The 13,575-nt window shown below is 65.3% G+C and carries 11 protein-coding genes and 1 tRNA gene; 6 read left to right on the top strand and 6 right to left on the bottom strand.

The genetic code is table 11. The annotated features are described in order from the left end of the window. Positions 1-160: 160 nt before the first annotated feature. A complete protein-coding gene (locus AB1Z25_RS19940) occupies positions 161-1,066 on the top strand; it encodes a LysR family transcriptional regulator (protein WP_107801872.1) in 906 nt (301 codons plus the stop codon). 615 nt (positions 1,067-1,681) lie between these two features. Here the strand turns inward: AB1Z25_RS19940 and AB1Z25_RS19935 are convergent. Next, positions 1,682-2,596 (bottom strand): LysR family transcriptional regulator, encoded by a 915-nt coding sequence (locus AB1Z25_RS19935; RefSeq protein WP_107800809.1) that lies wholly within the window; start codon positions 2,594-2,596, stop codon positions 1,682-1,684. Between the two features lie 128 nt (positions 2,597-2,724). Here AB1Z25_RS19935 and AB1Z25_RS19930 point away from each other — a divergent pair, with 128 nt between their 5' ends. The 3 genes from AB1Z25_RS19930 to AB1Z25_RS19920 all read left to right on the top strand — a co-directional run bounded on the left by AB1Z25_RS19930 (position 2,725) and on the right by AB1Z25_RS19920 (position 4,954). Then, the gene (locus tag AB1Z25_RS19930) at positions 2,725-3,606 is read left to right on the top strand and encodes an MBL fold metallo-hydrolase (protein ID WP_107802004.1); all 882 of its coding nucleotides are present in this window, start codon (positions 2,725-2,727) and stop codon (positions 3,604-3,606) included. A gap of 181 nt (positions 3,607-3,787) precedes the next feature. Next, positions 3,788-4,492, top strand: coding sequence for a DsbA family protein (locus tag AB1Z25_RS19925; RefSeq protein ID WP_486636013.1), 705 nt, complete (start codon positions 3,788-3,790; stop codon positions 4,490-4,492). Positions 4,493-4,531: 39 nt separating this feature from the next. Next, on the top strand, positions 4,532-4,954 hold the full coding sequence (locus AB1Z25_RS19920; protein ID WP_227105369.1) for a nuclear transport factor 2 family protein: 423 nt from the start codon (positions 4,532-4,534) through the stop codon (positions 4,952-4,954). Positions 4,955-5,173: 219 nt separating this feature from the next. On the opposite strand, the gene AB1Z25_RS19915 is transcribed toward AB1Z25_RS19920, so the two are convergent. Together AB1Z25_RS19915 and AB1Z25_RS19910 are read right to left on the bottom strand one after the other, a co-directional pair. Then, positions 5,174-6,253 (bottom strand): calcium:cation antiporter, encoded by a 1,080-nt coding sequence (locus AB1Z25_RS19915; RefSeq protein ID WP_107800807.1) that lies wholly within the window; start codon positions 6,251-6,253, stop codon positions 5,174-5,176. Between the two features lie 434 nt (positions 6,254-6,687). Then, the gene (locus AB1Z25_RS19910; protein WP_227105367.1) at positions 6,688-8,064 is read right to left on the bottom strand and encodes an MATE family efflux transporter; all 1,377 of its coding nucleotides are present in this window, start codon (positions 8,062-8,064) and stop codon (positions 6,688-6,690) included. 153 nt (positions 8,065-8,217) lie between these two features. Here AB1Z25_RS19910 and AB1Z25_RS19905 point away from each other — a divergent pair, with 153 nt between their 5' ends. After that, on the top strand, positions 8,218-8,835 hold the full coding sequence (locus AB1Z25_RS19905) for a TetR family transcriptional regulator (RefSeq protein WP_486636012.1): 618 nt from the start codon (positions 8,218-8,220) through the stop codon (positions 8,833-8,835). A 189-nt stretch (positions 8,836-9,024) separates the two neighbouring features. On the opposite strand, the gene AB1Z25_RS19900 is transcribed toward AB1Z25_RS19905, so the two are convergent. Both AB1Z25_RS19900 and AB1Z25_RS19895 read right to left on the bottom strand, forming a co-directional pair. Further along, positions 9,025-9,810 carry a PAS domain-containing protein gene (locus tag AB1Z25_RS19900; RefSeq protein WP_486636011.1) on the bottom strand — a complete coding sequence of 262 codons (786 nt, stop codon included), beginning with the start codon at positions 9,808-9,810 and terminating at the stop codon, positions 9,025-9,027. 350 nt (positions 9,811-10,160) lie between these two features. Then, complete coding sequence (locus AB1Z25_RS19895; protein WP_486636010.1) at positions 10,161-12,410, bottom strand: M9 family metallopeptidase; 2,250 nt, start codon at positions 12,408-12,410, stop codon at positions 10,161-10,163. Positions 12,411-12,605: 195 nt separating this feature from the next. Here AB1Z25_RS19895 and AB1Z25_RS19890 point away from each other — a divergent pair. Continuing rightward, positions 12,606-12,690 (top strand) — tRNA-Tyr (locus AB1Z25_RS19890). 50 nt (positions 12,691-12,740) lie between these two features. Here the strand turns inward: AB1Z25_RS19890 and fghA are convergent. Then, the gene (fghA, locus tag AB1Z25_RS19885) at positions 12,741-13,574 is read right to left on the bottom strand and encodes an S-formylglutathione hydrolase (protein ID WP_486637354.1); all 834 of its coding nucleotides are present in this window, start codon (positions 13,572-13,574) and stop codon (positions 12,741-12,743) included. Between the last annotated feature and the right edge of the window lies 1 nt (position 13,575).

Here is a 13,575-nt window from a genome sequence, read left to right as displayed (position 1 = left end):
CATGAGCATTTTGAGCTTGTTTTCAACGCCGTATCGCCGAAGCGCAGCAGACTTTGAACAGGTTCTAAGGCCCGGTCTTGATGGTGCTTATGCTATTCCTATTCGACCCAACGAAAAGCCGGCTAAAATTCGATTCAGTTTCAAAAAAATTTTGACGATCATGGTCCGTTTCGAAGATTTGCAGGTATTCGTCCGCGCCGCCGACAACGGCAGCCTGTCCGCCGCCGCGCGCCAGCTGGATCTGAGCCCGGCGGTGGCCAGCGCGGCGCTGAAGCGGCTGGAAAAAACCGTGGGCGCGCAATTGCTGGCGCGCTCCACCCGCAGCCTGCGGCTGACCCTGGCCGGAGAGCGCTACCTGGCCCATGCGCGCGCCGCGCTGGAGGCGGTGGAGGCCGGCGGCCAGGCGCTGGCCTTGCAGCGTCAGGCTTTGAGCGGGGAGCTGTCGCTGTCCATGCCGTCGGACCTGGGGCGCAGCCGGCTGCGCGGCTGGCTGGACGCCTTTCTGGAGCGGCACGCCGGCCTGCGCCTGCAATTGCGGATCAGCGACCGGGTGGCGGATCTGTACCGGCAGCCGGTGGACGTGGCTCTGCGCTACGGCGTGCCGGAAGACTCCAGCCTGGTGGCCCTGCCGCTGGCGCCGGACAACCGGCGGGTGCTGTGCGCGTCGCCGGACTATCTGGCGCGCCACGGCCGGCCGCAATCGCCGCAGGAACTGCGCCGCCATCAATGCCTGCGGCTGGTGTTGGGCGCGGCCTTGCACGAGCGCTGGAGTTTCAGCCAGGGTCCGCTGCGGGAGCAGGTGACGGTGGACGGCCGCCGCCAGAGCGACGACGGCGAGGTGGTGCGGCGCTGGGCGCTGGAGGGTTTGGGCATCGCTTATAAATCGCGTTTGGACGCGCTGGACGATCTGCGCGCCGGCCGTTTGCTGCCGCTGTTGGAAGATTGGCAGACCGAGGCCACGCCGCTGTGTCTGGTGATCCCGCATCGTCTGATGCTGTCGCCGGCGGTGGCGGCGCTGCGCGAGCATTTGCAGGCATGCCTGCAGGATTACCTGGCCGCGCCTTGAGCGTTGCTGACCGAGCGAGGCAAGCGCAGCGTCACGAGGGAATAAGACGGGGAGGGGGCGGGCCGCCGCCCCCTTCCAGCCCCCCTCGTCCCCCAGGACGCGAAACCCGGAGCGCGCCCCGAGGGGACACTTGGGCGCTACACGAGGTGGTCTTTTTTGAATTAAGAGGGGTGGTTTAGCGAAGTGGGCCATTCTTGTGGGTAACTTGGCCCATTGCTTTTATCTGTGGATAAGTCTTGTTTCCTAAAAGAAAGCATGTATCCGACGCGCCCCTGGTCCCTTCAAGCCTGCCGTCGGGTGGCAGGCCCGAGGTTTTAAGCGGCTGCTTGTTCGAGCAGCGCGACGGTAGCGCGCCATCACTGAGCGAATCAGAGATTCGCACGTAGAGAGTTCAGCCGCGCCTCGGGCCTGACGGGCCCCGGCGGGAAGCCGCAGGCCAGGCTTGCAGGGCGGCCTTTGGGGTGTCTACGTGCGAATCTTTGATTTGCTCAGTGATAGGGAATTTGGCCGAGTTGTTCCCCTTCCTGCCTGCCGGGCAGCCCCGGCAATCAAATCCATCATCCGCGCAGCGGATTCAAACCCCTTACCTAGCCGAAGCAAGCACCCCACCCGACCTCAGCCCCCGGCGGTACGCGCCTGCCAGGCCGGATCGCTGGCGAACCGCTCCACCAGAAAATCCAGCATCGCCCGCAAGGTGGCCGGCATCTGCCGGCGCGAAGCGTAAATACCGTAAATGCCCAACTCCTGCGGCTGGTACTCCGGCAACAAAGCCACCAACTGACCGCTGGCGATCAGCGGCGCGGCGGAATACAAGGGCTGCAAGGCGATGCCCGCGCCGGCTGCGGTGGCGGACAACAAGACCATGGACTCATTGGCGCTCAGATTGCCGCTGACCGGCACCGCCAACTGCTCGCCGTGACGCTGGAAACGCCACAAGCTCTTGCCGAAATAGGAATAGGTCAGACAGTTGTGTAGAGACAAATCCTCCAGCCGCTTGGGCGCGCCGTGGGCGGCCAGATAGGCGGGAGAGGCGCAGATCACCGACGCGCAACTGGCCAGCGGCCGCGCGATCAGACTGGGGTCCAGCGCATTGGTGATGCGGATGGCCAGATCGATTCTTTCTTCCACCAGATTGACCGCGCGGTTGCTGATCTGCAGATCGATGGCGGTTTGCGGATAGCGGCGCAGAAACTCGGTCACCGCCGCCGCCAGCGCGTCCTGCGCCAGAGACTGCGCGCAGCTGATGCGCAGCAGGCCCTGCGGCTGACCGGGGTCCGCGCTGTTGGCCGCCGGCATCTGCCCGGCGATTTCCAACATCTGCCGGCAACGCGCCAGCGTCTCCTCCCCGGCCGGAGTCAGGCTCAGCCGCCGCGTGGTGCGATGCAGGAGCCGGGTGCCGGCCCATTCCTCCATTTCCGCCAGATAGCGGGTGATCATCGCCCGCGACATGTCCAGCGTATCCGCCGCGGCCACCAGGCTGCCGCGTTCGGTAATGGTCACAAACACTTGCGCCGCGGTGATCCTATCCATGATTCGCTCGATTCATGCAACTAACCATTGCTTATTATCCGGTTTTTGATTCGAAAATAGCAATCTATGATTCACATCAGGCTTGCTACCAAGCCGACCGATCTCAAATTCACCAAATGGAAACCATCATGATCCAACACCGCATTTCCGGCAGCTTTGTAGCAGGCGCCCTGTTGATGTCCGCCGCCTTCGCCCAAGCCGACGCTTTGAAAGTCGATGTCTACAACCCCGGCGCCAAGAGCCTGTTCCCCGTGTCCTCGGAACTGGTCACCGGCAAGAGCGAGGCCGTGCTGATCGACGCCCAGTTCCAGCGCAACGATGCCGAGGCTCTGGTGGCCAAGGTCAAGGCCAGCGGCAAGAAGCTGACCACGGTGTTCATCTCCCATCCGGACCCGGACTTCTACTTTGGCCTGGATGTGATCAAGGCCGCTTTCCCGGACGCCAAGGTGCTGGCCACCGCCGCCACCATTGAAGCGATCAAGGCTTCCAAGGACGGCAAGATGGCCTACTGGGGCCCGATCCTGAAGGACAACGCGCCCAAGACCGTGATCGTGCCGGAACCCATCCAGGGCGACACCCTGAAAGTGGACGGCCAGAAACTGCAGGTCATGGGTCTGAAAGGCCCGACTCCGGACCGCACCTATATCTGGGCGCCGTCGATCAAGACCGCGATGGGCGGCGTGCTGACCTACGGCAATATGCATGTCTGGACCGCGGACACCCAAACCCCGAAAGACCGCGCCGACTGGCAGAAGTCGCTGAAAAACCTGCAGGCGCTGAAGCCCAAGGTCGTGGTGCCCGGTCATTTCCTGAACAACGCGCCGCATACCCTGGCTTCGGTGAAGTTCACCAGCGACTACCTGAAAACGCTGGAAGCGGAACTGCCCAAGGCCAAGAACTCGGCCGAGCTGGTGACGGCGATGAAGCAGCGTTATCCGAAGCTGGACGGCGTAGCGGATCTGGAACTGAGCGCCAAGGTGCTCAAGGGCGAGATGAAGTGGCCGCAATAAGGCTCTGAGGGCAGCCAGCGAAGTCCTGATGCTGCGCGGCGCCGACTTGCCGTACTCCATGTACAGCCGGCGTCGGCGCGCCTTGCCTCAGGATTCGTTTGCCGCCCTTGATGCTTTCTACGTCTGATGATTTGAATGTATGGCCGCCCGCGTCGCGGGCGGCGCAAGAAAGGAAACCGCCATGTCCGGCATTATTTTGCACACTATTTTCGATCCGCTCTGCGGCTGGTGCTACGGCGCCGCGCCCTTGCTGGAAGCCGCGCGCGGCGTGCCGGGCCTGACGGTGGCGCTGCACGGCGGCGGCATGATGGTGGGCGCCAATCGCCGCCGGGTCAGCCCTGAGTGGCGCCAATTCGTGCTGCCGCACGACCGCCGCATCGCGGAAGTCTCCGGCCAGCCTTTCGGCGAAGCGTATTTCGACGGCCTGCTCAAGGACCACGGCGCGGTGATGGATTCCGCGCCGCCCACCACCGCCGTGCTGGCGGCGGAGGAAGCGGCCGGCGGCGGGCTGGAACTGCTGCATCGCATCCAGCGCGCCCACTTCGTGGAAGGCCGCCGTATCGCGGAATTCCCGGTGCTGGCCGAACTGGCCGCCGACATCGGCCTGGACACGGAGGCTTTCGCCGCGGCTTACCATCGCCTGGAAGGCTCGGCCACCGACGCCCACTTCGAGGAAAGCCGCCGGCTGTTGGCCCAAGTGGGCGGCCAGGGCTTCCCCACGCTGGCGCTGGAGGAAAACGGCCGGCTGACGGTGCTGGACCTGGGCGCTTATCTGGGCCGGCCGGACGCTTGGCGCGCCCGCCTGAGCCAGGCCGCGTCCAGCGCGGCGCCGGCCGCGGCGGAGACGCTGGCTTGCGGGCCGGACAGCTGTGTGTTGCCGCAATGAAGGAAGGGCATGAGCAAACCGATTTTTGGATGGAATACCATGAACGCTAATCAAACCCCGGGCCAGGGCCACCTGAGCAATGTGGACATCGTCCGCGCCACCTATGAAGGCGATTCCGAGGCCAACGGCCGCAATCTCTTGGCCGCGCTGGCGCCGGACGCGGAATGGACCGAAGCCGCCGGCTTCCCTTACGCCGGCACCTATGTCGGCGCGGAGTCCATCGTCAAGAACGTGCACGAGCGGCTGGGCCGCGAGTGGGAAGGCTACCGCGCGGCGGTGGACAGCTTCTACGACGCCGGCGAGCATGTGATCGCCCAGGGCTTCTACCACGGCGTTTACCGCGCCACCGGCAAGGGCTTCGTCGCCTCTTTCGCCCACATTTACACGCTGCGGGACGGCAAGATCGTCAAGTTCGTGCAGATTGTGGACAGCGCCAAGGTGCTGGAAGCGATGTCGGTCTGAGAACCGGTTTACGATCTGCTGCGCGTCGTGAGGCGTCACACGGTGAGTACCGGCTTCGAAATGCTCATGTACCGTGTGTACACTCCGCTTTCTCAGCCGTTTTCGCTTTGTCTCGCCTTAGCTCGCGAGCTCATGAACCGGTTCTGAGAACCAGGTCCGCCAATGAAAAAACCGCCAGCCGGCAACGGTTGGCGGTTTTGTTTTGCGTACAGCAGGCGCTCAGGGGCTGATGGCGAAGAACACGAAGGACGCGAAGATCACCAGGTGGACGATGCCCTGCAAAATGGTGGTGCGGCCCACCGCCAGCGACATCGAGCTGACCAGCAGGGTCAGCACCAGGAAGATGGTTTCCTTGTTTTCCAGGCCCAGGATCAGCGGCTCGCCCATCGCCACGAAGATCATCGCCACGGTGGGAATGGTCAGGCCGATGGAGGCCAGCGCCGAGCCCAGCGCCAGGTTGAGGCTGGTCTGCACCCGGTCCGCGCGCGCGGCGTTGGCGGCGGCCAGGCCTTCCGGCAGCAGCACCAGGGCGGCGATGATGATGCCCACCACGGCGGCCGGCGCGCCGGCGGCGGCCACGAAGCCTTCGATCGACGGCGACAGCAGCTTGGCCAGGCTGACCACGCCCACCAGGCAGACCAGCAGCAGCGCCAGGCTGGTCAGCGTGACTTTGACGGACGGCGGCGGCGCGTGCTCGTCCTCGCTGCGGCTGCCTTCCAGCAGGAAGTAGTCGCGGTGGCGTATGGTCTGCACAAAGACGAAGGCGCCGTACAGCACCAGCGACACCACGCCGGTGAAGGCCAGTTGCGAGGAGGACAGCAGCGGGCCGGGCTCGCTGGTGCCGTAATTGGGCAAGACCAGCGCCAGCACGGAGATGGCGGCCAGCACGGTCAGCGCCACCTTGGCGCCGCTAAGCTGGAAGTTCTGTTCGCGATGGCGCAGGCCGCCCAGCAGCAGGCAGATGCCGACGATGCCGTTGCAGGTGATCATGATGGCGGAAAAAATGGTGTCGCGCGCCAGCGCCAGCTTGCTTTCGCCGCCGGCCAGCATGAAGGAGACGATCAGCGCCACTTCGATCACCGTCACCGCCAGCGCCAGGATCAGCGTGCCGAACGGTTCGCCCACCTTGTGCGCCACCACTTCTGCGTGATGGACGGCGGCGAAGACGGTGCCGGCCAGCAAGACGGCCAGCAAGGCGGTGAACAGCGCGGAGGCGGCAAAGGTGGGCGCTGCCACGATTGCGGCCCAGGCGACAAGCGGGGCGGCGACGGTCCAGCGGGGAATGGTGGTCAGAGACATTGTTTTCCTTGTTATTGACGGATTGGAGTCAAGCCGCGGCGTGGGCGCCGACAGACGGGTGCTATCACTATACGAATCGGCCCGGGATCCCGCGACCCCTAAGAACCTGTTTACGATCTGCTGAGCGTCGTGAGACGTCACACGGCGAGTGCGCCTTCGAAATGCTCGTGTACCCCCTGTACATTCCGCTTTCTCAGCCGCAAGGTCTGGTCCCGCCTTAGCTCGCGAGATCGTAAACACGCCTTAAGAAGCTGTTCAACGCCTTGTCTGAGACGTGGAGCAGGCTTTAAGCGCGGCGGGGCGCCGAAGCGGGGGGCAAGAGCAAGGAGGCGCGACGTGCGCGCGAAGGATATAGACAATGGCAATTGGAACCGGTTCGCCAATGCCTAAAAAAAATGGCCGGAAATCCGGCCATTGGTTGAGAACGGAAGCGATCAGGCCGCGGTCGCCGGCTTCTCTTCGCGTTTCAGCCGGCGCAAGGCGCTCCACAAGGCCAGTGCGGCGGCCGTGCCCAGCAGCAGATTGACCAGCGGCATCGCCAGCCAGACGCCGTCCAGCGCCAGCCACAGCGGCAACAGCCACAAGGCCGGCAGCAGCAACAGGGTCTTGCCTATGGTCAGCAGCAGCGCCGCCCGCGTCATCGCCATCGCCTGCAGCGCGAGAATGCCGATGATCACCAGGCCGTCGAAGGGCATGGCCAGCAAGTGCAGGCGCAGCGCGTGGCTGCCGGCGGCGATCAGCGCCAGGTCTTCGCTGTTGTACATGCGCACGATCAGGGTGGGGAACAATTGCACCGCCGCCAGCGCGGTGAACCCCAGCAGCAGGGTGACGCGCAGGCCGTAGCGCAGCGCTTCGCGGGTGCGTTCCGGCCGGCCGGCGCCGGTGGAGTGGCTGAGCAGCGGCTGCAGGCCCACCGCCAGCCCGTGCACCACCAGGGTGAACAAGGCCTCGCTGTAGCCGGCGGTGGCGTAGGCGGCCACGCTCAGGTCCGTGCCCCAGCGCAGCAGCTGGAAGTTGTGGGCGAACATCAGCAAGGCCAGATTGAACTCCATCAGCAGGCTGGACAGGCCCAGCGCCAGGACGGGGCCGCAGCAGCGCCAGTCCAGCCGCAGGTGCGTCAAGCGCAGGCGCAGCCGCGCGTGGCGGGTGAAGAAATAGCCGAGGCCGCCCAGCATCACCACCGATTCGGACAGCAAGGTGGCCTGGGCCGAGCCGGCCAGACCCAGCTTGAACACGCCGACGAACAGGTAATTGAACACCACGTTCAACAGCGAGCCTATCACCATCAGCAGCGTGGCCAGCCGCGGGCGGCCGTCGTTGCGCAGCAGATAGGTGGCCACCATCTGGCCCATGGTGAACAGCGCGCCGCCCAGCATCCATTGCAGGTAGTTGCGCGCTTCCGCCATCACGATAGGCTGCTTGTCGGCTTGCAGCCATTGCAGCAGGGTGTCCAGATAAGTGAGGCCCAGCAGCGGGATGGCCAGGCTGATCAGGGCCAGCAGCGCCAGCGCCGCCAGCAGGGTGGAGCGCGCGCGATCATAGTCGCCGCCGCCTTGCAAAATGGCGATGCGGGTGGCCGCGCCCATGCTCAGCATGGCGCCCAGGCCCACTTGCATCATCACCAGCGGGTAGGCCAGCGAGATGGCCGCCAGGCCGTGGCTGCCGACGAAGTGGCCGACGAAGATGCCGTCTATGACCACGTAAAGGCCGGTGGCCAGCATGCCGGCGAGGGAGGGAATGGTGTATTGCCAGAACAGTTTGGACACCGGCAACGTGTCCAGATCGCGGTGGTTTGTCGTTGTGTGTGACATGGGTAGTGCCTAAGAAGAGTTTCAAAAGATCGAGGGACGCCAGGCCGGCGCGCCTTGCCTTGAGCGCGTCGAGTGTCGTCCGTTTAATTAATCAATCACGCTTGATTAATTAATCCTTTGAGGTAGCATTCGGGGAAAAGTTCAGAGGCGGATATGGCCAGGAAAACCAAGGAAGAATCGCAAAAAACCCGGGACGCGATCCTGGACGGCGCGGAGCGGGTGTTTCTGCGGCAGGGCGTGGCCAACGCCACCATGGCGCAAATCGCCGACGAGGCGGGGGTGTCGCGCGGCGCGGTCTACGGGCATTACGACAACAAGATGGAAGTGTGCCGGGCCATGGTGGACCGCGTGTTTGAACTGGACGCGCTGCGTTTCCCGGCGGAGCGGGCGTCGGCGGGCGAGACCCTGGTGGCGGTGGGCATGTATTACCTGCGCCAGTTCCACGAACCGGGGCCGGCGCAGCGGGTGACGGAGTTTCTGTACCACAAGTGCGAGCGCAACCGGGAGAACCGCGGCATCCTGCGCCGCCGCGAACTGATGGACCGCGCCACCATGCACTATGTGCGCCGCCAGCTGCGGCGCGCCATCGCCCAGGGCGAGCTGCCGCGGGATATCGAGGTGGGCATCGCCGCGGAGTTCCTGGTGCGCTTGTTCGAGGGCATGTACGGGATGCTGGACGGCGGCAAGGCGCCGTTCGCGGCCTGCGAGCGCATTCTGCGCGCGGCCTGGCAGAGCGTGGCGACGGTGGCGGCCTGGCGGGGCGGGGTCTGAGAAGCTGTTCAATGTCTGCTGCGCGTTGGCGGAATGGATAGATAAAGGGCGTTGAAACCGGCTACGAAATGCTTACGCGCCGTATGCGCGCTCCGCTCCTTCAGCGGTTTTCGCCTTGTCTCGCCTTAGCTTGCGAGACCGTGAACCCGTTCCGGGAACCCGTGCGAGGTCCGTCGCGCTACGGCCTGGTCAGGGGCTGGCGGCCCAGGCGGCCGCGCCCATGGCCGCCGCGGCGGGCGGCGTCCGCAGCCGCAATTGGCGCGGACTGAGGCCGAACATTTGCCGGCACAGCCGGGTCAGCGCGCTTTGATCGGAAAAGCCGCAGCTGGCGGCGATGTCGGCCAGCGGCCGGCCGCTGTGCTGGATGGCGTGGCAGGCGGCTTCCATCCGGGTGCGGCGGATGAATTCGCCGACGCTGGCCTGGAACACCCGCTTCATGCGGCGGTCCATCTGGCCGACGCTGAGGCCGGACAGATCGCACAGCTCCTCCAGGTGCAAGGGGCGGTCGAAATGGGTCTGGATGTGATCGACACAGGCGGCGAAGCGCTCGTCCAGCAGTTTTTCGCGGGTCAGTTCGGTCAGGTCTTTGGAGATGCAGACGAGTCCGAGCAGGCGGCCGTCCGGGTCGTGCAGCGATTGCTTGTTGGTCAGGCACCAGCCGGGCGCGCGGTCGTGGTAGACGGTGAGGTCCAGCCGGTTGCGCACCGGCCGCCGTTCAGAGAACACCTGTAAATCCTGGCTGCGGTAGCGGTTGGCCATGGCGCTGGGAAACAGTTCGTGCGCGGTCTTGCCTTCCGCCTGCCATTTGTTGCGCAGCGCGCAACGGCCGACGCAGCCCTCGCTCAAGGCCAGGTAGCGGCTGTCCAGGTCCTTGACCGCGAACACCACGTCGGGCAACTGATCGAACAAGGCCGCCATCGCCTGCATGGCGTTCAGATCGCTGACGATGTAGGGGCGTTGCGGCGGCATGGACATGGCGGGCGGCCTTTTAAGCGGTTTACGGTGTGTTGCGCTCCAAGGAAACAGCCGGCCGCCTGAGGCGGACCGGGCTATCCAATCTTGATGTCATTCATTAAGCATTGTTTGAAAACAAAATGCATTAATTCAACCCATTTTGCAAGTCCGCCGCGGACGGGCCGCGGCGGCTTGGTTTGGCGAGGCGGGCGCCGGGCTTTGAACCGGCCTGGGAGCCTGCTCACGGTCTCGCGAGCGAGGGCGGGGCAAGGCGAGAACCGCCGAGAAAGCGGGATGTGCAAACGGCACATGAGCATTTCAAAGCCGTACTCACCGCGTAAGGCCCCGCGCCGCAGATCGTAAACGGACTCTTAGTCGTAGCTGGCGCTGACCGTGACGTTGGCGAAGGGCTGACGCGCCTGCAGCGTCAGGTAGTACCAGCGGCCGGTTTGCGGCGCGGCGATGGCCACGCTTTCCTCGTTGCCGGCGACGGCGGACGCGTAGTCGTAATTGCCGGGCGTCGGGTAGCGGTCCAGCGCCACGTAGAGATCGACGTCGCCGCTGCCGCCGCTGGTCCACAGCTTGAGGTTGCGCGCGCCGGCCGGCAGCAGGATGGTGGCGTAGGCCGCGCCGGACGCGGAGGCGGAAAGGCCGCCGATGGAGCAGTTCTTGCCCAGATAGCTGGGCGAAGCCTCCTTGCACGGCGGCAGGCCGGGGTCGGACGGCAAGGGCGGCTGGCCGGCGGTGGTGGCGCTTTGCGCCCAGCTGGCGAACTCGGCGTCGTAGCGGCTGCCTATCAGCTGGATCTGGCTGCGGTAGCCGTTGTAATCGCCGCTGCGGAAGCGGGCGAGGAAGCCGTCCACGTCGCCGCGGTGGCGCTCCATCATGAAGCGGGTGGCCATATAACCCCAGCGATAGGCGCGGGTCACGTAGTCCGTCATGTCGTAGGTGTTGCCGAAGATCTGGCTCAAGGTGTAGTTGCCGCTGCGGGCGGCGTCGATGGCCGGCTGGTTGCCGTTGCCCAGCGACAGGTATTCGGCCAGCCCTTCAATCCACCAGACCGTGGGCAGACGGGTGCTGGTGCCGAAGTCGCCGTACATGTCGAAGCGGCCGTCCAGGTAGTGGATGTATTCGTGCTCCAGGTTCCAGACCTTGAAGGCGGGGCGCAGCCAGGAGGCTTCGTGGGCGATGAAGCGCGCCTGGTTGCCGGCCGCGGCCGGGTCGCCTTCCAGATACATGCCGCCGTTGTCGGTGCTGATGCCGTAGATTATGGAGGCGTATTTGGCGTAGTTGTTGTAGTCGTCGAACACCACCACTTCCAGCGAGCTGTTGTTGTCGTTGGCCACTGGCTGCTTGCGGGTCTGCAGCATCTGATGGAAATAGGACTCTTCTTTTTGCAGCAGCGCGCAGGAGGACTGCAGTTGCTCGGCGCTCATTTCCTGGGCGCGGATGCGGATGCTGGCGCTGCAGGTGTAGCGGTTGACCAGGATGGCGTCGGCGAGCCGGGTTTCGAAATTGCAGGTGCCGTAGTCGGCGCAGTTGGCGGCGTCGTAATACTTGACCGCTTCGGCGGCGGCCAGCCACAGCTCATTGTCGTTGCCGCTCATGCTGCTGCCGGACAGTATGGCCTGGGCTTGCGGCTTGATCGCCGGCTTCAGCGCCGGGTATTGCATGAAGCGCAGCCCTTCGCGGGTGGCGTCGCCCAGCTGGAAGGCGCTTTCGGTGCCGAGCAGGCTGCTCTTGTTGGACAGGGCGAAGCGGGTCAGCGCCGCCGAATAGCTGCCGTCGTTCTGCAGCAGCGGCGCGGCGTTGGCGCGGCCGTGGGCGTAGAAGAACACGGTCAGCGCGCCGGTGAAGCCTTGGTTGGCGGTGGTTTCGCGCAGGGACTGGGCGGCGTTGGGCTGGCTGGCGCTATTGGTGTAGCGCTGCACGATGGCGCGCATGCTGGGCAGGTAATAGGCCTCGTCCGCCATATTGGTGATCAGCTTCATCACCTCGCCGGCGGTGGTGGAGGCCTGGGCGTTGGCGGAGAACAGCGCGTTGCCGTCGGCCAGTTGCTTGATGCCGGGACGCAGCACGGCGAGCAGATTGGGGTCCAGCGCCGGCAAGGCGCCGCCGCTGGCCAGGTAGTAGCCGGCGCGCAGGTAGAGGGTGAGGTTGACCAGGGCCATGGAGCCGGCGTTGTAGGCGGCGGCCTCCTGAGCGAAGCGGCCGGCGACGGCGTTGAGATTGGCCGCGCTGTAAAGCGTGGCGGCCAGCTTGCTGTCCAGCGAGAACAGGCCGTAGGTGCAGGTGTAGTCGGGCAGGCCGGCCAGGTAGTTGGCCAAGGCCGCGCCGCTGTAGCCGGCCATGGCGCCGACATCCGGGCATTGCGCGACGGCGGCGCGTCGGATCAGCTTGCTTTTGGGCTTGCCGATCACCGTGCGGTCGTCCGGCAACTGGTAGCGGGATTGAGCGTCGCTTGGCGGACGCTGTTGCCATTGCCGCGGCGGCGGCGCTTGTTTCGGCCGGGCTTGCGCCTGGTGCGGTGCTTTTTGCAGCTTGGGCGCGGCCAGAGCCGGCTGCGCCAGCAAGGCGGCGGCCAGGCTCAGGCACAGGGCGGCGAGAGAAAGGGTCTGCATGGCTTGTCTCCGTATGTCGGGGCGTGTCCCCGATGGCGAGATCATGCCAATGGCACGGCGCGCTTTCTTGGCGCGCTTGAGCGTCCGCGCGCGCAGATTTGCCAAATCCGCGGCTGGAGACGGCGCGTCGGCGGAGGGGATTGCACGCAGGTGATTGACGCCGTCGCCGCGGAGCTATATTATCCGCCTCTCTCTGGAGGGGTTCCCGAGCGGTCAAAGGGATCAGACTGTAAATCTGACGGCTCTGCCTTCGAAGGTTCGAATCCTTCTCCCTCCACCAGATTCAACAAAAAAGCCAGGCTCTGCCTGGCTTTTTTGCGTTCCGCCGTCTCACAAGCCGAGGTGGCGCGCGTGGAAGCGCAACTGCTCCTCGATCAGGCTGGCGACGAAGTAATAGCTGTGGTCGTACTCGGCGTGGCGGTGCAGTTCCAGCGGGTAGCCGCAGGCCCGCGCCGCCTTCTCCAGCGCCTCAGGTTGCAATTGCACGTCCAGAAAGCTGTCGGCCAGACCAATGTCCACGCGCAGGGGCAGTTGCCGCGGCGCGTGCTTGAGCAGCAGGCTGGCGTCCCAGGCTTCCCAGGCGGCGCGGTCTTCGCCCAGATAGGCGGCGAAAGCCTTCTGCCCCCAGGGCGCGTTGACCGGGTGGCAGATGGGGCTGAACGCCGATGCCGAGACATAGTCCTGCGGCCGCTTCAGCGCGCAGATCAGCGCGCCGTGGCCGCCCATGGAGTGGCCGGCCACCGCGCGCAGCCCGGTGACGGGGAAGTTGGCCTCGATCAGCGCCGGCAGTTCCTGGCTGACGTAGTCGTACATCCGGTAGTGACGGTCCCACGGCGCCTGGGTGGCGTTCAGGTAAAAGCCGGCGCCCTGGCCCAGATCGAAAGCTTCGTCGTCCGCCGCCTCCGCGCCGCGCGGGCTGGTGTCCGGCGCGACGATGGCCATTCCCAGTTCCGCGGCGACGCGTTGCGCGCCGGCCTTTTGCATGAAGTTCTCGTCGGTGCAGGTCAGGCCGGACAGCCAGTACAGCACCGGCACGCGCCGGTTGGCGCCGGCCTGCGGCGGCAGGTAGACGGCGAAGCGCATCCGGCAGCCCAGCGTCGTCGAATCATGCAGATACTGCCGATGCCAGCCGCCAAACGATTTGTTGGCGCTGATGTTTTCCAGG

This window comes from Chromobacterium sp. HL1 (genome assembly GCF_057418835.1).
Note: the sequence above shows the minus strand (reverse complement) of the source record. Positions and strands in the feature narration are given on the sequence as shown.